Below are 19,040 nucleotides of genomic sequence, written 5' to 3'. Positions count from 1 at the left end.
GACCGGCAAGCGCTGCCGGCAGCCAATGACTTAAGGCGGCATGTGGAAGACGTCCTACGCGGCGATTGTCGGCGCCAGATATTCCACCGCACGAACAGCGGGGGAGTACCGGCATGACGCGCTGGACGTCTTGCAAGCGTCAGCAGGAACCGCAATCGTCTTCATCGTCTTGCTCTACGATGTGTCTTCTTACCGTTTCCTCATGCCTCTCGAAGGGGCTGCGCTCTGCTTCAGCGAGAGAAAGGACCACCTCAACATCCTCGCGTGGGACGAGCGGGCCGACACCTCTTATAATGCTCCGTTGGGCGAGACGGCGCACAATTTCCTTGACATAAGCGGCGCTGCCGCCCTTTGAGCGGAAGACGGCTTCGGCCAAAGCTCCACCCTGGAAGTTCAGCGCATGACCGTATGGCTTGAACAGCCGCTCGCGGCAATCGTCATCAGGGAGAGGGATCTCAAGAGCCGCATCTGCACGGCCCGATCGGGTGGCGAGTGCCTGCTCGAGGGATTTCGGCCGATTCGTGGTCAGGATGATGAGGATGTCCGCGTCTGTGCCGAGACTGTCCATCTCGTTCAACAGACGGTTCAGGCGGCTTTCTGCCTTTTGGCCAGAAATATCTTCGCGCGAACGGCCAACCAGATCCACATCCTCAATCACCATAATGCACGGCTGCAGGACACGAGCCAGCGCGAAGTGTTCCTCCATATCCAGCATCTGCTCAGCCGTGACCAGAATTGTGCTGTGCTCGGGCAGGTTGGCAGCGATATAGTGGACGACATGGGTCTTGCCGGTGCCAGGCTCTCCGTAGAGCAGAATCCCTTTCTGTCCTGACTGGCCGAGGCGCTTCAACTCCTCCCGGCATTTAACAAAATCGAAGACGTGCGTGTCGAGTTGGGCCCATAGTCGCCTTTGAAAGCACGACGTCGTCCCGGCTTACAGCAGGGAGCTTATGCACGCGCATTGTTTCGTTCGTGCCTTCGAAGTCAGTGGACTCGAAAGAGACGGCCTTGTTGCGATAATATCGGGAGCTCTTGCCCTGCGTCTGGATTGTGCGCAGAAAGCCACTGGCGAAGTCATGACCCACCTGATTAGGCAGATGACCAATTTCGACCTGGACCTTTGGACCACCGTTGGTCGCCTTCAAGAGCTCGGCCGTTCCGTACAACATGAAGCGTATGCGCTGCGTGCGTGGGCTCATCTGCTAAGTCCCTGGATTGGGAGTTCGCATTACCTGCAGTCCTGGAGCACGAAGCCTGTGACATATAGATCGGGGGACGGCCCCAAACCTTGGATACGATGTCCATTACCTCCGCATTGGTGGAAGTCAGCGATTTGATCGCTTGCTCGTACGCCGATCGGCCTACCGCTCCCCTGACAGAATACAACTTCCCGTATCGGGGCCGATTCACCCTCGAGCCCCTGCGGGCAAAAACTTCAAAGAATGTTTCGGACGGGCCCAAGCGAGATAAGCACGGAGGTTCGTTGATCTGTCGAAGCGTATAGGATCGTCTTCCTGCGGTCCCTGGCTCCGGTGTTGGCCCCCATCAATGGACGACTGGCGCAGATAGCTGCCCGATACGCCGAGAATCTCCGCAACCTCGCGCAAGGAGAACGAGTGCAAGCTCATGTCGTCGGGAAATTGCCTATTGGCTATATTCAGCATAAATACACTCGTGACGGGTTGTTATCTACATAACGTTTTAAACACGCCGACGTGGCTAGTCAACACTCAGCAGCCAACAAGCACTTTGCCGCGCCAACGAACTTCCCGCTCCATCGGAGCAGGCCTTTCGTCAGCTGATCTGAACACCTCAAACTGGCCCAGTTTTAGCTAAAGTTTTCCGGTGCATTTTCTGGCTGGGAAAGGAACAACGATGAAGGCATCGCAATTTTCGGACGCGCAGAAGGCGTTCATTCTATGAAGTTGTCTGTTGCTGCGATCTGCCGCAAAGCGGGCATCAGTCAGGCGACCTACTTCAATTGGAAGAAGAAGTATGCCGGCATGTTGCCGCCGACAGACATCGGCGATCGGACTCCCCCTCTACCGAAATTGAGGGCAATGCGATCTCCGCTTAATTTCTTCCTGCATGGGTCGCAAGTCGCAGTTCCAGATGGCCCGATTAACCGAAATTCTCGACATCCAATTTGCGACATTGTCGTCACCTTTGTCGGTTAAGTGACAGGCGTCCTTGTTCTCAATCCCGTATTTTTACGCCCACATAACTGGAATTGCAGCGAATTATTGTTCGTGAGCTCAATCGGCCTGCTTGGCACGAATCTTGAGAGCTATTGCGAGGCAACGGAACGGCCGCCGCATCCGCGTTGCGAGATAACCGCATTGCCTCGAACACATGAAGGAACGCCAAACATGGCAGCTCTGCGTCAGATTGCATTCTATGGAAAGGGCGGAATTGGCAAGTCCACTACGTCCCAAAACACGCTAGCCGCCCTTGTGGACCATGGACAGAAGATCCTCATCGTCGGCTGTGATCCTAAGGCTGATTCTACGCGCCTGATCTTGAACTCGAAGGCTCAGGATACGGTTCTTGATCTCGCAGCAACGAGAGGTTCGGTTGAAGATCTTGAACTCGAAGACGTGCTCAAGGTCGGCTATAAAGGTATCAAATGCGTGGAGTCTGGCGGCCCGGAGCCGGGCGTCGGCTGCGCGGGACGCGGTGTTATCACGTCGATCAACTTTCTCGAAGAGAACGGCGCCTACAACGATGTCGACTACGTGTCTTATGACGTGCTCGGTGACGTTGTGTGCGGCGGCTTCGCGATGCCGATCCGTGAAAACAAGGCTCAGGAAATCTACATCGTCATGTCCGGCGAAATGATGGCACTCTATGCCGCCAACAACATCGCCAGAGGCATCCTGAAATATGCTGCAGGCGGCAGCGTCCGCCTGGGTGGGCTCATTTGTAACGAGCGTCAGACCGACCGCGAACTCGACCTCGCCGAAGCGCTGGCTGCCAAACTCAATTCTAAGCTCATCCACTTCGTGCCACGCGACAACATTGTCCAACACGCCGAGCTTAGAAAGATGACGGTGATCCAATATGCGCCGGACTCTCAGCAAGCGGCCGAGTACCGGATACTTGCCCAAAGAATACATGACAATTCTGGCAAAGGCACCATCCCAACCCCCATCACCATGGAAGAACTTGAGGAAATGCTTCTCGATTTCGGGATCATGAAAACCGACGAGCAGATGCTCGCCGAACTTCAAGCTAGGGATGCGAAGTGATAGCTGCCCAGTGATCACACTGACACGAGCGCGCAGCGACACGCAAAGCGCCCGCCATCCCGTGAGGGAGGTTTCGCCAATGAGGCTTCATCCGGATTTTCTAAGGGGTAGGGCCAATGAGCCTCAAATACGACAATGACAGTGACTTCCATGCGAAGCTTATAGCAGACGTGCTGTCGCAATATCCGGGCAAAGCGGCGAAGCGCCGCAGTAAACACCTTAGCGTGGCAACGAGCGAAAAGGACGCCGGCGAGGACCCAAACGCGATTAGCGAATGCGAGGTAAAGTCGAACATCAAGTCTGTTCCTGGCGTGATGACGATCCGCGGATGCGCGTATGCCGGTTCAAAGGGCGTCGTCTGGGGACCGATCAAGGATATGGTTCATATTTCACACGGGCCGGTCGGCTGCGGTCAATACTCCTGGTCGCAACGTCGCAACTATTACGTCGGTCTGACAGGCATCGACACTTTCGTGACTATGCAATTTACCTCCGATTTCCAGGAGAAGGACATCGTTTTCGGCGGTGACAAGAAACTGGAAAAGGTCATCGACGAGATTGCTGAACTTTTCCCGCTAAGCAATGGCATCAGCCTGCAGTCCGAATGTCCGATCGGTCTGATTGGCGATGACATTGAGGCCGTAGCGCGAAAAAAGGCCAAAGAACACACGACGACCGTCGTGCCGGTGCGCTGCGAAGGCTTCCGTGGTGTGTCACAATCGCTTGGCCACCACATCGCCAACGACGCAATTCGAGATTGGGTCTTCGACAAGAAAGACTTAAAATTCGAGCCGGGTCCTTACGACGTAAATGTCATAGGCGACTATAACATTGGCGGCGATGCATGGGCGTCGCGCATCCTGCTCGAAGAGATCGGATTGCGCGTGGTCGGCAACTGGTCGGGAGATGCAACTCTCGCCGAAGTGGAGCGCGCTCCGAGAGCTACGCTCAACCTCATTCACTGCTATCGGTCGATGAATTACATCTCCAGACACATGGAGGAAAAATATGCCATTCCTTGGATGGAGTATAATTTCTTTGGCCCATTCCAGATCGAAGCCTCTCTGCGCAACATAGCCAAGCATTTCGGGCCGGAGATCGAAGATAGAACGGAAAAAGTCATCGCCAAATACCGACCCTTCGTTTCGGCTGTGGTCGACAAATATTGGCCGCGCCTTTCTGGCAAACGGGTGATGCTCTACATCGGCGGATTGCGTCCTCGTCACGTCATCACCGCCTATGAGGACCTCGGAATGGAAATCGTAGGAACCGGCTACGAATTCGGTCATGGCGACGACTATCAGCGCACCGGCCACTACGTAAAAGAAGGCACGTTGATCTACGACGACGTGACTAGCTACGAACTAGAGAAATTCATCGAGGGAATTCGGCCCGATCTCGTCGGGTCCGGCATCAAGGAAAAATACCCGGTGCAGAAAATGGGCATTCCGTTCCGTCAGATGCACTCCTGGGATTATTCTGGTCCGTATCACGGCTATGACGGCTTCTCGATTTTCGCCCGGGACATGGATATGGCCATCAACAATCCCGTTTGGGGTCTTTACGACGCGCCGTGGAAGAATGACCGCGCTTCGGCGGGTGGCAGTAGCATGAGGACCTAGTATTTCTCGAAGAAAACGCGGGAGGCCTTCCGCGCCGAAGGTCTCTGTACCGCCTCCATGTCGCAGCTAGACCGAAAGAGGTGACCCTATGCCGCAATCAGCTGAGAAAGCTCTCGACCATGCGCCTTTGTTCTGCGAGCCGGAATATAGGCAGATGTTGGCCGAGAAAAAGTTGAACTTCGAATGCCCACACCCTGATCAGGTCGTGTCAGACCAACGCGAATTCACGCAGACCTGGGAATACCGCGAGAAAAACTTGGGCCGCCAAGCCCTTGTCGTCAATCCAGCCAAAGCCTGCCAGCCACTCGGCGCGGTCTTCGCAGCGGCGGGATTCGAGCGAACGATATCGTTCGTCCATGGCAGCCAAGGTTGCGTTGCCTACTACAGATCGCACCTATCGCGCCATTTCAAGGAGCCGTCATCGGTGGTCTCGTCATCAATGACAGAAGACGCCGCTGTATTTGGCGGCCTGAAAAACATGGTCGACGGTCTCGCCAATACGTACAAGCTCTATAGCCCGAAGATGATCGCGGTGTCGACCACATGTATGGCAGAGGTCATCGGAGATGACCTGCATGGTTTTATCGAAAACGCCAAAAGTGAAGGTTCGGTCCCGCGCGATTTCGATGTCCCCTTCGCCCACACACCTGCCTTTGTCGGCAGCCATGTCGATGGCTATGACAGCATGGTAAAAGGTGTGCTGGAGAATTTCTGGAAGGATGCCGCGCGAAAGGAAGCCACCGCTTCTATCAACATCATTCCTGGATTTGATGGCTTCTGCGTTGGGAACAATCGCGAATTAAAACGCCTGCTCGACTTGATGCAAGTGACTTACATGTTCATCCAGGACGCATCAGATCAGTTCGATACGCCTTCCGATGGCAAATTTCGGATGTATGACGGCGGGACCAGCATCAATGACGTGAAGGCGGCGTTGAACGCGGAGTGGACATTGTCCCTGCAATATTACAACACTCGCAAGACGTTAGATTACTGCAGAGACGTTGGACAAGCGGCGACCTCCTTCCACTACCCTCTCGGCGTCGAAGCTACCGACGAATTTCTGATGGTGATATCGGAGATTTCCAGCAGAGAAATTCCCGAGGCGATCCGTCTGGAGCGCGGCCGACTCATCGATGCGATGGCGGACAGCCAAGCTTGGCTATACGGAAAAAAATACGCGATCTACGGCGATCCAGATTTCGTTTATGCGATGGCGCGCTTCATCATGGAGACCGGCGGCGAGCCAACCCACTGCCTCGCCACAAATGGCACCTCAGCTTGGGAGGACGAGATGAAGGAACTCCTCGCATCCTCGCCCTTCGGGAAGAATGCACAGGTTTGGCCAGGCAAAGATCTCTGGGCACTGCGCTCGCTACTGTTCACCGAGCCGGTGGATCTCCTGATCGGAAATTCTTATGGGAAGTATCTCGAACGGGACACCGGTACCCCACTGGTTCGGCTGATGTTTCCAATTTTCGACCGGCACCATCATCATCGATTCCCCCTCATGGGCTACCAAGGCGGACTGCGTCTTTTAACGGCGATCCTCGACAAGATCTTCGACAACCTCGATCGCGAAACAATGCACGCGGGTGTGACAGATTATTCGTACGACCTCACTCGCTAAAAGCGGCGGCCGCCCAGGCGGCCTATCTCTCAACCAGATATGAAGGCAGACGAATGTCCTCGCTCAACGCCAAAAACAAAGATGCCTTCCACGAGCTAGCGAGTGAAAAGAGCGGCAGCAAGGGTCCTAAGGCGCGCCTAAGGAATTGCGCGAGGCCAATGGCCCCGGGAACGGCCGTCGGCGGTTGCGCTTTCGACGGCGCCAAGGTCGCACTGCAGCCGATCACGGATGTCGCACATCTTATTCACGGGCCGCTCGCCTGCGAGGGAAATTCCTGGGACAACCGTGGCGCTGCCTCGTCAGGCCCAACACTTTGGCGCACGAGCTTCACGACTGATCTTACGGAAATCGACATCGTAATGGGACACAGTGAACGGAAGCTCTTTAAAGCGATCCGGGAAATCAAGGATGGGTATGCGCCCGCAGCAATCTTCGTCTATTCAACCTGCGTTACGGCGATGATCGGTGACGACATCGACGTTGTTTGCAAGCGAGCGACGGACGAATTTGCCTTACCGGTGGTGCCGGTCAATGCGCCCGGCTTTGTCGGGTCTAAAAACCTCGGCAACAAGCTAGCGGGCGAGGCGCTGCTCAAGCATGTCATAGGTACCGTGGAGCCCGATGAACCAGGCCTTTGCGACATCAACATACTCGGCGAATTTAACCTCTCGGGTGAGTTCTGGCAGGTGAAGCCGCTCTTGGATAAGCTCGGCATCCGCGTCCGCGCCTGTATTCCCGGAGACGCGCGATATCTGCAAGTCGCCTCCGCCCACCGCTCGCGCGCAGCGATGACGGTGTGTTCGACAGCGTTCGTTGCGTTGGCACGTAAGATGCAGGAACGCTGGGACATTCCATTTTTCGAGGGCTCCTTTTATGGCATCTCCGGCACCTCGGAGGCACTCCGGCGGATCGCCGATCTGCTTGTAAAGAAGGGTGCTGACCCCTCGCTTTTGCATCGCACAGAAATCCTTGTAGCGGAAGAAGAGGAAAAGGTGTGGAAGAGGCTGGAAGCCTACCGACCTCGCCTTGAGGGCAAGCGCGTGCTTCTAAATACAGGCGGCGTGAAATCCTGGTCGGTCGTCCATGCCTTGATGGAGATCGGCATGGAGATCGTCGGCACATCAGTCAAGAAATCGACGCTCGAAGATAGGGAGCGAGTGAAACAGACCCTGAAGGAGGAGAACCTCCTGTTCGAGTCGATGTCGCCGCGCGAGCTTTTCTCGCTTCTGCTCGACAGAAAGGCTGACATCATGCTGTCGGGCGGACGCACCCAGTATATAGCGCTAAAGGCAAAACTGCCCTGGCTCGACATTAACCAGGAGCGTCATCACGCTTACGCTGGCTATGAGGGAATGGTGCAACTTGCTCGACAAATTGACCTGGCAATCCACAATCCAATGTGGCCGCAGGTGCGCGAGCCGGCGCCATGGGAGCCGGCCTTGGTCGTTTAAAAACGAGCGAAAAGAGAAGCGTAAGCGCGTCGAACCAAAACCGCGAGATCACTCGCAACAAATGTTGAGGTCGTACTATGGCACGCGTCGTATCTCAAACGAAGTCGGCGGCGGTCAACCCCCTGAAGTCGTCTCAGCCGCTTGGTGCTGCCTTCGCCTTTCTGGGCGTCGACGGCGCAATACCTCTGCTACATGGCAGCCAGGGATGTACGAGCTTCGCGCTCGCACTGCTCGTGAGGCATTTCAATGAAGCGATCCCGCTGCAAACGACGGCGATGAACGAAGCCGCGATAATCGTCGGCGGCGCGGATCGTCTCGAAGAGGCAATTCTCAGCCTCAAAGCCCGCACAAGGCCACGACTGATCGGGATATGCACGACCGCATCGGTAGAGGCCCGCGACGAGGATGTCGCCGGTGACGTCGAAAACATCAAACGCAAGCGGGCGATAGAACTTGTGGGCACCGAAGTGGTACTCGCCAACACGCCGGACTTTGACGGCGCGATAGAGGAAGGTTGGTCCAAAGCTGTTACCGCCGTGATCGAGGCAATAGCGCGATCTGACAAGCAGTATCGCAATCCGAGGAAGATCGCGATCTTGCCTGGCTGGAACTTGACAGTTGCTGACATAGAACATCTGCGCGAGACGGCCGTAAGCTTCGGGCTCGACCCGGTTATTCTGCCCGACGTATCCGGAGCGCTCGACGGCTCCATCCCCGAAGAATGGATGCCGACAACGTATGGCGGCACGAAATTGGAGGAGATCTGCGATCTCGGTGCGGCGATGCAGTGTATCGCAATCGGTGAACATATGCGGCGACCGGCTGAAGCGCTGCAGAGACTGACCGGCGTGCCGTACGTGCTGTTTAGATCGCTGACGGGCCTAGAGAACGTCGATCGCTTTATTCGCGTGCTTGCCGCTGTGTCACGCAAACAGACACCGCTCAATGTCCGCCGTAACCGAATGCAGTTGCAGGATGCCATGCTCGACGGACATTTCCATATGGCAGGCAAGAAGATCGCAATTGCCTCCGAGCCGGATCAACTCTTCCAGTTCTCCGATTTTTTTACTGCCATGGGTGCGGAAATTGCGGCCGCGGTCACCACGACCGGCACTTCGAAGGCGCTCGAGATGGTACCGGCGAAGACCGTCAAAGTCGGCGATCTCAGTGATCTGGAAAGTCTCGCCGCAACGGCCGATCTTATCGTCACTCACTCGCACGGCCGAGAAGCTGCCAGACGTCTCGGCGTTCCGCTGATGCGGGTGGGTTTCCCCATGTTCGACCGCTTCGGCAGCCAGCACAAGCTTACAATATTATACCGGGGAACCCGCGACGTGATCTTCGACTTCGCGAACATTATTCAGACTAACCACCCTCCGAACCCCTGGCCCACTTGACTCAACCGACAGGCGGGAATCGCAAAAAGGAGATCAGTTCGTCGCCTCTCGCTCTTCAATGGCGGACTTATCAACGCGGACGAAATGGCAGTTGGGCGCTTTGCGAATCGATCGGGCAAATGATTGGCCATCTATGACGCGACGCGCGACGCCGTGGATCTTCGTGGAAGCCGCTAGGTTCGAGATATCTCCGACGAGATCGGAAGACACCGTATCGAAGGAGACTGCACCGGGGCAAAGACAGCGGCGTTAGACAGCTGCCGGCTCGCATTTTGTCCCGCAATCGGCGCGCCCTCGGCGGTCACATTTGTCATCGGCAGAACTCGCTAAATTGGAGGAATCTATGACAAGCTCATCCGTGACTCGCGACGGGTCCCTATGGATTCCGGAATATCTGAATTCGATCAACCCTGCGATGTGCATCGGCTGTGGTCGCTGTTTCAAGGTCTGCTCACGTGAGGTCATGCATCCCTACGGCATCGATGAAGCAGGTGAAATGCTCGGTATCTGCGATGGCGAGGACGACTTTAATGGTGAGCTCAGTCGCGTGATCATGGTCATTGACTATCCCGGCCGCTGTATCGGCTGCGGAGCGTGCGCACGCGTCTGTCCCAAGAATTGCCAGACTCATATCGCCGTTGATGATCGTGCGGTGCACGAATCTTGAATTCCGTTCGGAGCGGTAGAAGCCGCCGGCGCTATTCACAGTGCGAGACAATCGCATCGGTTCGAAGGCGTGGAGAAGGCGGCATGGCAGCTTTGCGTGAAAGCAAATCCAGCCATGCGACGCGAAGCTCTTTCTGGGCATCCAATCTGCCATTCGGAGACGATCATCACTGGAAACACCAGGTCGAAAGTCCAACGATCCGAAGAGAGGGGACATTGAACTGTGAATCAAGCCGCGACTTACCTCTCTGCCATTATTCTTTGCGTCGCCGAAGCGACTGTCGCGAGTGAAACCAACGTCATGCCCACCCCGTCCGGACTCGATGTGGTCGACCTCGGAGCATGTAAACCCGCCGACGAGGTCGACGGCCTTCCGGTTACATCCTTGGGTGGCGGAAGCGAGCTTCGTAATTTGAAAGCAAGATCCAACCGGGAGCTTCTAAATGAGGATACTCATGAGAGCATTAGATATTTCTGTCGTTGGAGCAACCGGGGCGGTTGGAACGGCCCTTATCAAGTTATTGGAAAAAAGCGAGATTGCGATCAATCGACTGCGGCTGTTCTCCTCTAGTTCAGGTGCGCGCCAATTCAAGTTTCGAGACCAAACATATTTAGTTGAGGCACTCCGCGACATCGGCGATATCGCCGATACAAAAACCGATATCGCATTCTTCTGCGCAGGCGGTGACGTAAGCGCCAAATGGGGGGCTCCGTTCGCATCCCAAGGCACCTTGGTGATTGACACATCGAACTCCTTTCGAATGGACCCTGACGTACCACTCATCGTACCACAAGTTAACGCCCGTTCACTTACTGTTCGCCCACCGTCTGGAATAGTAGCAAACCCAGATTGCTCCACGATACAGCTGGTTCGGGCACTGAAGCCGCTGATAGCGACGTTCGACATTCACCAGATCATTTTGACTACCTATCAGGCAGCGTCTGGAATGGGTCTGCTCGGGTGTAAGGAGCTACTAAACGGTGCCGAAGCCGTGCTCGAGGGGAGCGCCGGCCCCCCTTCGGAGAGGTTTCCTGTCCCTCTCGCGTTCAATGTCATACCGCAGATCGGAGAGATTTCCCGCGAAGGCGTGGCTCTTGAGGAACGCAAGCTGGTTCAAGAATCACGGAAGATCTTCGGTATGCCTCATCTGCAATTAACTGCCACCTGCGTTAGAGTGCCGGTAAAGACGGGTCATTCCGAGGCGGTATACGTCGAGTTCGACGATCATGTTCGACTAGAACAGGTCCGTGAGCTCCTGGCAAATGAACCAGGTGTTCGACTTTATGCTGATGAAATTCGCGACGGATATCCAACGCCGCGCTTTCTGGGAGATCCTGCCGATGTTCACGTCGGACAGGTCCGAGTTAATCCCGAGAATCCGCGCGGGCTGTGGATGTGGGTGGTAGCCGACAACCTTCAGGTTGGGGCCGCACTCAACGCACTCCTCATCGCACAGCTTGCGATCGCCAATAACTTGATCGGTGAACATGAAGACTGTCAAGTTCGGGGGTCGAGTTTTCGAGATCCTTGTAATACGCTTGAGTCGCTCGGCATTTAGCTGAGCTGCGGACTGCAGGAGGAAGTAAGATTATCGCCGTGGTCAGCGCAATGTCTGGAATGACCGACAAGCTGAAAGCAACCATGCTTGGCGTCAACAGGGAAGCATCACCATCGAATCTTGATGCGGCGCTTGCCACCGGCGAGATGCTAAGTGCCTGCCTGATGGATGCTGCAGTCAGCTGCCTTGGAACTCCCGTAACGTCGTCGAACGGCTATGTCCTTAGGATACGCACTAATTCAGACTTCGGCCGAGCGTCAGTAAAAAGCGTGGATCCTCAGCCAATCAGGGGCTGCACTCCAGGAGCATGACATTGTCATTGCCGCGGGTAGTCAGACAATTGATCAGTCGGGCACTAACGTTTCTCGGCAGAAACAGCTCAGATCTGACAGCAGTCGTGATCGCAGCTATGTTGGGAGAGCAAGCCTGCGACATATATTCAGATGTTAAGAGCGTCTACACGGCAGATCCTAATCTTGTCCCAGGGGCACGATTAGTCCCGAAGATTGCCTACCGGACAATCGCGCAGATGTCGCGGCATGGCGCAAAGTGCAGGCTCTCGCTTGTCGAAAAATTGTACGTCTCCGTCGTATAATGTGGCGCCGCGATACCTGTTCCTGCACTGAGATATCTGAGGAATTGAGTTTGCTGTCGCAGATGCTGTCATAGCCGCCGCACTTCTTGATCCAGCTCGAGCGCAGGGTGCGATCTAACCCCGATTGCGGTTGCGACGCTAAGCGCGGTGCCGGCACATTTCGACACAAAACACGCAGTGACCCGCGAAGCGAGCTAGGACCCAGAAACCGGAGCCGCGCCCACAGTTAACAATGCAGACTTGGCCTGCGCAAGCCGCGGGCGTGATCCAAACTCACCCAAGGGCTAGCTTTCATAAGGTCGCGCCGCTTAAGGCAGGAATTTTCGGTTCAGCTCGAAGCATGACAGCCTCAGAAGCCTGCGACCTTGGCGAGTGCCCGCTTCTCGCGGCGGCGCTGGACCGAAGAGGCGATGTTCATTGCCTCCCTGTATTTCGCAACGGTGCGGCGGGCGAGATCGACGCCGCCCTTCTTCAGCATGTCGACGATATCGTCGTCGGAAAGCACCGCCTCCGGGCTCTCCTGCAGGATCAGCGCGCGGATCTTGTGACGCACGGCCTCGGCCGAATGGCTGTCGCCGCCGGCGACGGCGCTGATCGAGACGGTGAAGAAATATTTGAGTTCGAAGAGACCGCGCGGCGTCAGCATATATTTGTTCGACGTGACGCGGCTGACGGTGGATTCATGCATCTCGATCGCTTCGGCGACCGTTTTCAAGTTCAGCGGGCGCAGGTGATCGACGCCGTGCTGTAAGAAGGCGTCCTGCTGGCGGACGATTTCACTTGCCACCTTCATGATGGTATTTGCCCGCTGATCGAGGCTGCGCGTCAGCCAGTTGGCGGTCTGCATGCAATTAGAGAGGAAGGCCTGAACCTCTGCATCCTTGGTCTTGGTCACGCGAGAAAAATAGGACTGGTTGACCAGCACGCGCGGCAGCATATCCGGATTGAGCTCGACCAGCCAGCCGCCGTCCGAAGAGGCTCTGACGACCACATCGGGCATGATCGCTTCGGAAACACCTGCCTCGAAGCCGCTGCCAGGCTTCGGATTGAGCTGACGGATCTCGCCGAGCATGTCGAGAAGATCTTCCTCGTCGACGCCGCAAAGCCGCTTCAGCGTGGCAAAATCACGCCGGGCCAGCAGTTCGAGGTTTTCGACCAGAGCCTGCATGGCGGGGTCGTATCGATCCTTCTGCTTGAGCTGGATCGCCAGGCATTCGGCGAGGCAGCGGGCGAAAACACCCGGCGGATCGAGGCTCTGCAGGGTGGCGAGCACGCGCTCGGCCTGTGCGAGGCTCGTGCCCAGCCTCTCGCCCGCCTCGACGATATCGGCCTGCAGATAACCGCAGTCGTCGAGCTGGTCGACAAAATTCTGCGCGATCAGCCGGTCGGCCATTTCAGGCAGGACGAAGGGGATCTGCTGGGCGAGATGATCGCGCAACGACACCTGGCCGGCGACGAAATCGTCGAGATCGTAGTCGGCGCCCTCGCCACTGCCCGGCATCGACTTCCACTGGCTGACCAGTTCCGGCGCATCGAGGCGCTGCGGGGCACCGTCATCGGGAAAGACATTGGTGTAATTGGCGTCGAGTTCGTCGTTCAGCCGGCTCGTACTGGCGCTGCCACCATTGTCATACCAGTCGCTGGAGAGCGCCTCGGTGCGGTTGTCATAGCCGTCGTCCGACCCGGCATCCTCCGGCTGATGAGCATATTCTCCATCTTCGGCTTCGCCGCCCGCCTCATCATCGTTGTACGGAAATTCGAGTAGCGGGTTCTGTTCCACTTCTTGAGCGATGAACTGGTTGACTTCGAAGTGCGTCATCTGCAGCAACTGGATGGATTGCCTCAGTCGCGCTGTCATCACCGGGGACTGGGTCTGGCGCTGTAAGAGATTGGCGGACAGTTTCATGATAAAATTCCACTTAATTCGTGGGACCAACCTGATCATGACCTCGGGATACGGCGATCGATGCCTTCACGTGAAATTGGCACGTGCTTGGCATCATGAACCACTTGAGGCAACTTTGGCGCCTCGGCGCGTAATAGCTTTCAAGAAGCGTGCCAAACCATCGACTGGATTCCGAAAAAGAATATGCTTAAGTTTCAGTGATTTATGGCGAACAGTGAACTTGGTTGCGAAAGGGCATTTGTCGCGAAGCCGACAAACGACGACGGTACAGATTGTCGCGACTGTCCATATTCCTTTCGTGTTTGGACCCAGTGTGTGGTTAGGGTTTTCGTTGATCGGTTTCGTCCTCGGCGAGGATTCGCCAGGCGGCGCCTTGAAGGTCGTCATACTGGCCGCTCTTCAGCGACCAAAGGAATGCCAGGAGTCCCATTCCTCCCATCAGCAGCGCGATCGGTATGAGATAGATCAGCATGTTCATGCGGCTTCGACCTCCGCCCTCCTGCCGATCCCCCCTCGAATTTGCATATCCCGACGCTTGCCGAAAGCGTTCAGCCGCAGTGCGTTCGTCACGACGATGATCGAGGATGTCGACATTGCCACCGCCGCTATGAGCGGCGTCGCCAATCCGGCGATGGCGATCGGCACCGCCAGAACATTGTAACCGATGGCGAGAGCGAAGTTCTGCCGGATGAGGCTGGAGGATCTTCGCGCAACGGCGATCGCTTCCGGAACAGCGTCAAGCCGATCGTTGAAGAAAACGAAGTCGGCGGCCTGTCTGCCGATATCGGAGGCCGTGGCCGGCGCCATCGAGACATGCGCCGCGGCAAGTGCCGGGGCGTCGTTGATACCGTCGCCAACCATCAGCACGCGACGACCTTGGCCATTCAGCCTCTGGCATTCCTCGACCTTCTGTTTCGGCGTCAGAGAGCCAAAAGCCCTGTCGATACCCAGAGCATGCGCCGTATTGTCGACGACGGTCTGCCTGTCGCCGGACACGATCAGCGTTTCAAGACCGGCTGCACCGAGCCGATCGATGGCCTCGCACGCACCCGGACGAAGCGTGTCGTCGAAGAAGAAGCGGGCAAGATCGACGCCATTCTTCGACAAGACCACTTCCGAGTACGGACTATCGGCAGTCCGGGGTACGAAGCTGGTTCCGCCGGCAAACGCCGTGTTGCCCAATCGATAGATATCCGCTCCGTTCCTGGCCTTCAGTCCGCCACCGGGGATTTCCGTGACGCTGTCGAAGGATATGGGGGCGGTTTCGGCGTCCCGCACCAGAGCCCGAGAAAGAGGATGCCGTGAATGCTCGGCCAATCCGCAGGCGATTGCAGTGGCGCTCTCGTCCATGGTGTCCACTCCGACAAGCCGCGGACTGCCCATCGTCAAGGTGCCTGTTTTGTCAAAGGCCACGGTGTCGGCCTCGGCCAGTCTTTCGAGTGCTGAACCGTCCTTCACCATGATGCCCTTCCGGAAAAGCTCCCCCGCAGCGACAACCTGGACCACGGGCACGGCAAGACCCAATGCACACGGGCAGGTGATGATCAGCACCGCTACGGCGACCAGCATGGCCTGTTTCCAGTCTCCGCCCAGGATGCCCCAGGCAAGGAAAGAGACCAGTGCCAGCAGATGCACGATCGGGGAATAGAGTGCGGCAGCGCGATCGGCGATCCTGCGATAGCGAGCCCTTCCGCCCTCAGCGGCTTCCATCAGGCCGATGATCTCGGAGAGAAGCGAATTCTTGGCAATTCTCGTTGCCCGCAACACGAGCGAGCCGGTCAGATTCATCGCCCCGGAACTCACTTCGCTGTTGATGGCAACGGCGACGGGGCTACTTTCGCCGGTGACGATGGAGAGATCCACGTCGCTTTCTCCGCTGACGACTATGCCATCGACGGGAACCCGTTCGCCTGCGGCTATCGAGATTTCATCCCCCGCCGCGATCTCTTCTACCGCAATGTAGCGTCGCGACCCGTCCGGATTGATCAGCAATGCTCCGCGCGGGGCCAGTCTTGCGAGTCCGTTGATCGCCGCCCGAGCCTTTTCCCGCATGACATGATCGAGAGTTCTGCCGATCAGCAGGAAGAAGAGCAGCGAGACCGAAGCGTCAAACCACGCATGCTCGCCGTGATGGACGGTCTCCCACAATGAAACGGCATAGGAGAGCGTCACGGCGAGCGAGATCGGAACGTCCATGTTGGTGCGCCTGTGCCGGAGCGCATTCCAGGCCGATTTGAAGAAGAAGCGCCCCGCATAAACCAGCGCGGGCGCTGCTATCATCGCCGAGATCCAATGAAACATGTCGCGCGTCGCGGCATCTGCGCCCGACCAGACCGATACCGAGAGCAACATGATGTTGGCGGCCGCAAAACCGGAAACGCCGATCGCGAGAAAAAGCTGATTTCTGGTCTTGTCCTTCTCGGGAGCTGAGGGCGTGAAGAGATGCGCGCGGTATCCGGCCGAGTTGATCGCTGCGAGGATCTTGGAAGGATCGGTTGCACGCGTCTCGATCTCCTCCTGGTAAACGCAGGTCACCCTTCGAGCCGTGAGATTGACTCGCGCTGTCTTGACGAAGGGAAGCGTCAACAACGCCCTTTCGATGGTCGAAATGCAGCCGCCGCACTGAACGTCGGGAACACTCAGGTCCAGCTGACGCAATCCCTCGCCGAGCGGCTGGCTGGAAAGGCGAACCTCTTCGGCACTGGATGATGTCGTGCTGAGGGCAAGCACGCTTTCTGCGTCCATGGTACAGCAGGTCATTGGCCTAACTCCGCAGTATCGAGGCGTTTTGCCTCATGCATGACGACCACGCCGCCGTTTCGCGAGATGGCCTCGACGATCCAGTCACCTTCGGCTAGGCCATGCTCGGCTTCGAACCGCCCCGCGGCTGTCTTCCTGAGCGTAAGGTGGAAGTCCTCGTGGTCTCCGACGGGCCGTTTGAAATTCAGAACGACGTCGTCGACGATCGCAGGCGATCCGCTCTTGTCGTGAATGTCGTAGCGGATCTCGTGCCCCTTTATGGAAAGGGTGCCCTCGATGCCGGAAGTGGCCATTGCCTTCATCGCCGCCGCTTTGCGGTTGAACTCCTGACTGGCGACATAGGTGTTTTCCACGACCAGACCGCTCCACCTGGAAGAGGCATAGAAGGCCATGGTGACGTTTACCGCGATCACCACGCAAAAGAATGCCGAGGTCGAAAGCAGCATGTGCAGGCCTGTAAAACCTTGAGCGGAGGTCTTCATTTGATGTCTCCCGGTGCATTGAACGCCGCGCGGTAGGTTGCCCGATCGGCATGATCGGTATCTTCGATAACGAACAGAAATTCATTGGTCGCGGCTCCGGTAGGCTTGCGCGTAACGAAGACCTTGAGCGTCGTGGCCGCGTCGGGTTCGGCATGGACTGTAAAGCTGCGAGCGTCTTCCTTGCCGAACTCAGGAATGCGCATCGTCGCCCCCTCCAGCCCGACCAGGCTTATGTTCACATCCCTCGGCGTCGGCACCATGTTCAGGACACGAAGCGTGTAGCCATTCCGCAGAGAGCCGTCGCTTTCCAGAACATATTGGGGGTTTCGGTCGTGAACGACGTTGAGTTCAAGGCGCTCCCGAAAGGCGAGATGGACGAGCATGGCCATGCCGACCGACGCCCAGGCGACTGTGTAAAGGACGGTTCTCGGACGAAAGATGATACGCCAGTTGAAGTACCGGATCGCCGGAACGAAAGTTCCATTATCGTTTCGAACCCTGGACGGCTGGACGGCCGTTCGTCCTTCGTCCGTGGCAAGCGACATGTTGCTCGAATATTCGCTCAGCGTGGCGTAGGCGATCAGGCCGCGAGGCTTCCCGCGCTTGTCCATGACGCCGTCGCAGGCGTCGATGCAGAGCGCGCATGTGATGCACTCCATCCGCTGCCCGTCGCGAATATCGATCCCCATCGGACACACCGCCACGCAGGCATTGCAATCGACGCAATCCCCGACCAGCAGGCCCTTGGCTCGAGCTTTCTTCGGGTAACGCGACCGCTGCTCGCCCCGCCAGTCATTGTAGGTGACGACGAGAGAATTTTCGTCGAGCATCGCACCCTGGATACGTGGCCACGGGCACATGTAGGTGCACACCTGCTCTCGCATCAGACCGCCGAGCACATAGGTCGTTGCAGTAAGGATGGCGACCGTGGTGTAGGCGGCTGCAGGCGCGCGGCCGGTGAACAGGGAAACAAGCAGGCTCGGCGCGTCGGCAAAATAAAAGATCCACGCTCCACCCGTGACGACGCCGATCAACAGCCAGGTCGAATGTTTGACCACACGCTTCCTGAGCTTGGCAACGCTCATGGGACCAGCGTCAAGCTTCATTCGCGCGTTTCGATCGCCTTCGATCGCACGTTCGACGACGAGAAAGAGATCAACCCAGACGGTCTGCGGACAAACGTAACCGCACCATGCGCGGCCAACCGCGGAAGTGACGAGAAACAGGCCGAACCCCGCCATGACGAGGAGACCCGCCACATAATAAAATTCCTGGGGCCAGATTTCGATGAAGAAAAAGAAAAAGCGCCGTGAAGACAGGTCGATGAGGATTGCCTGGTCAGGCGCGTAAGGACCGCGATCCCAGCGAATCCATGGCGCGAGATAGTAGATGCCGAGGGTGATCAGCATCACGATCCACTTGAACCGACGGAAACGTCCCTCTGTACGCCTGGGAAAAACCTTCTTTCGAGGTGCGTAGAGAGGCTGTCGATTGCGACGGGCATTGACCGGCTTGACACTGAGCCTTTTGATGTTTTCGGGATCTGATGCAGTGTAGAGGTTCATAGGACCTATCCGATTTCACCTGCCGTTGTCCCATCTGCCGCGCATCCGTCCTTGATGCAGATCAAGAGCGAGGGCTTTCCCGCGAAGCGAAACGCCACGCCTCTGGAGAGGCGTGGCCCTGAGCTGCGGGGAACAACCACAGCTGGGACGTCCTCGACA

Annotated in this window: 13 protein-coding genes and 2 pseudogenes; 9 read left to right on the top strand and 6 right to left on the bottom strand. The window is 57.0% G+C overall.

The features are described 5' to 3' along the window. Window positions 1-139 precede the first annotated feature (139 nt). Entirely contained in the window at window positions 140-850 is a 711-nt protein-coding gene (locus FFM53_RS32590; RefSeq protein WP_246413349.1) for an AAA family ATPase, read from the bottom strand. A gap of 1,025 nt (window positions 851-1,875) precedes the next feature. Between FFM53_RS32590 and FFM53_RS32585 the strand changes: the two are divergent. From FFM53_RS32585 to FFM53_RS32545, 9 genes and pseudogenes are all read left to right on the top strand, one after another. Next, window positions 1,876-2,015 (top strand): annotated as a pseudogene (locus FFM53_RS32585) (transposase); the annotation flags it as partial. 354 nt (window positions 2,016-2,369) lie between these two features. Further along, the gene (gene nifH / locus FFM53_RS32580; protein ID WP_138333577.1) at window positions 2,370-3,248 is read left to right on the top strand and encodes a nitrogenase iron protein; all 879 of its coding nucleotides are present in this window, start codon (window positions 2,370-2,372) and stop codon (window positions 3,246-3,248) included. A gap of 116 nt (window positions 3,249-3,364) precedes the next feature. Continuing rightward, on the top strand, window positions 3,365-4,870 hold the full coding sequence (gene nifD, locus FFM53_RS32575; RefSeq protein WP_138333579.1) for a nitrogenase molybdenum-iron protein alpha chain: 1,506 nt from the start codon (window positions 3,365-3,367) through the stop codon (window positions 4,868-4,870). Window positions 4,871-4,958: 88 nt separating this feature from the next. Beyond that, entirely contained in the window at window positions 4,959-6,500 is a 1,542-nt protein-coding gene (gene nifK / locus FFM53_RS32570; protein ID WP_138333581.1) for a nitrogenase molybdenum-iron protein subunit beta, read from the top strand. Between the two features lie 53 nt (window positions 6,501-6,553). Further along, entirely contained in the window at window positions 6,554-7,951 is a 1,398-nt protein-coding gene (gene nifE, locus FFM53_RS32565; RefSeq protein ID WP_138333583.1) for a nitrogenase iron-molybdenum cofactor biosynthesis protein NifE, read from the top strand. Between the two features lie 77 nt (window positions 7,952-8,028). Next, complete coding sequence (nifN, locus tag FFM53_RS32560; protein WP_138333585.1) at window positions 8,029-9,348, top strand: nitrogenase iron-molybdenum cofactor biosynthesis protein NifN; 1,320 nt, start codon at window positions 8,029-8,031, stop codon at window positions 9,346-9,348. 343 nt (window positions 9,349-9,691) lie between these two features. Then, complete coding sequence (gene fdxB, locus FFM53_RS32555; protein WP_080664731.1) at window positions 9,692-10,015, top strand: ferredoxin III, nif-specific; 324 nt, start codon at window positions 9,692-9,694, stop codon at window positions 10,013-10,015. A gap of 454 nt (window positions 10,016-10,469) precedes the next feature. Next, a complete protein-coding gene (locus FFM53_RS32550) occupies window positions 10,470-11,573 on the top strand; it encodes an aspartate-semialdehyde dehydrogenase (protein ID WP_138333899.1) in 1,104 nt (367 codons plus the stop codon). Continuing rightward, window positions 11,558-12,123 (top strand): annotated as a pseudogene (locus FFM53_RS32545) (amino acid kinase family protein); the annotation flags it as partial. The gene FFM53_RS32550 and the pseudogene FFM53_RS32545, both read left to right, overlap by 16 nt. Before the next feature lie 394 nt (window positions 12,124-12,517). On the opposite strand, the gene rpoN reads toward FFM53_RS32545, so the two are convergent. From rpoN to ccoG, 5 genes are all read right to left on the bottom strand, one after another. Then, on the bottom strand, window positions 12,518-14,074 hold the full coding sequence (gene rpoN / locus FFM53_RS32540) for an RNA polymerase factor sigma-54 (RefSeq protein ID WP_138333587.1): 1,557 nt from the start codon (window positions 14,072-14,074) through the stop codon (window positions 12,518-12,520). Between the two features lie 319 nt (window positions 14,075-14,393). Next, window positions 14,394-14,552: a cbb3-type cytochrome oxidase assembly protein CcoS gene (gene ccoS / locus FFM53_RS32535; RefSeq protein WP_027681636.1), complete on the bottom strand. Its 159-nt coding sequence runs from the start codon at window positions 14,550-14,552 to the stop codon at window positions 14,394-14,396. Further along, a complete protein-coding gene (locus tag FFM53_RS32530) occupies window positions 14,549-16,834 on the bottom strand; it encodes a cation-translocating P-type ATPase (RefSeq protein WP_138333589.1) in 2,286 nt (761 codons plus the stop codon). The genes ccoS and FFM53_RS32530 overlap by 4 nt, the downstream gene beginning before the upstream one ends. Next, entirely contained in the window at window positions 16,831-17,316 is a 486-nt protein-coding gene (locus FFM53_RS32525; RefSeq protein WP_138333591.1) for a FixH family protein, read from the bottom strand. The genes FFM53_RS32530 and FFM53_RS32525 overlap by 4 nt, the downstream gene beginning before the upstream one ends. Next, entirely contained in the window at window positions 17,313-18,881 is a 1,569-nt protein-coding gene (gene ccoG / locus FFM53_RS32520; RefSeq protein ID WP_138333592.1) for a cytochrome c oxidase accessory protein CcoG, read from the bottom strand. The genes FFM53_RS32525 and ccoG overlap by 4 nt, the downstream gene beginning before the upstream one ends. Window positions 18,882-19,040 lie beyond the last annotated feature (159 nt).

This window comes from Rhizobium indicum (assembly GCF_005862305.2).
Taxonomy (GTDB): domain Bacteria; phylum Pseudomonadota; class Alphaproteobacteria; order Rhizobiales; family Rhizobiaceae; genus Rhizobium; species Rhizobium indicum.
The sequence above is the reverse complement of the archived record's forward strand: the minus strand, read 5'-3'. Positions and strand labels throughout refer to the sequence as shown.

What these genes read in the sequence shown, in the direction of transcription:
- nifH (WP_138333577.1), top strand. Translation starts at nt 2,370, where the DNA reads ATGGCAGCTCTGCGTCAGATTGCATTCTATGGAAAGGGCGGAATTGGC.
- nifD (WP_138333579.1), top strand. Translation starts at nt 3,365, where the DNA reads ATGAGCCTCAAATACGACAATGACAGTGACTTCCATGCGAAGCTTATA.
- nifK (WP_138333581.1), top strand. Translation starts at nt 4,959, where the DNA reads ATGCCGCAATCAGCTGAGAAAGCTCTCGACCATGCGCCTTTGTTCTGC.
- nifE (WP_138333583.1), top strand. Translation starts at nt 6,554, where the DNA reads ATGTCCTCGCTCAACGCCAAAAACAAAGATGCCTTCCACGAGCTAGCG.
- nifN (WP_138333585.1), top strand. Translation starts at nt 8,029, where the DNA reads ATGGCACGCGTCGTATCTCAAACGAAGTCGGCGGCGGTCAACCCCCTG.
- fdxB (WP_080664731.1), top strand. Translation starts at nt 9,692, where the DNA reads ATGACAAGCTCATCCGTGACTCGCGACGGGTCCCTATGGATTCCGGAA.
- FFM53_RS32550 (WP_138333899.1), top strand. Translation starts at nt 10,470, where the DNA reads ATGAGAGCATTAGATATTTCTGTCGTTGGAGCAACCGGGGCGGTTGGA.
- rpoN (WP_138333587.1), bottom strand. Translation starts at nt 14,074, where the DNA reads ATGAAACTGTCCGCCAATCTCTTACAGCGCCAGACCCAGTCCCCGGTG.
- ccoS (WP_027681636.1), bottom strand. Translation starts at nt 14,552, where the DNA reads ATGAACATGCTGATCTATCTCATACCGATCGCGCTGCTGATGGGAGGA.
- FFM53_RS32530 (WP_138333589.1), bottom strand. Translation starts at nt 16,834, where the DNA reads ATGACCTGCTGTACCATGGACGCAGAAAGCGTGCTTGCCCTCAGCACG.
- FFM53_RS32525 (WP_138333591.1), bottom strand. Translation starts at nt 17,316, where the DNA reads ATGAAGACCTCCGCTCAAGGTTTTACAGGCCTGCACATGCTGCTTTCG.
- ccoG (WP_138333592.1), bottom strand. Translation starts at nt 18,881, where the DNA reads ATGAACCTCTACACTGCATCAGATCCCGAAAACATCAAAAGGCTCAGT.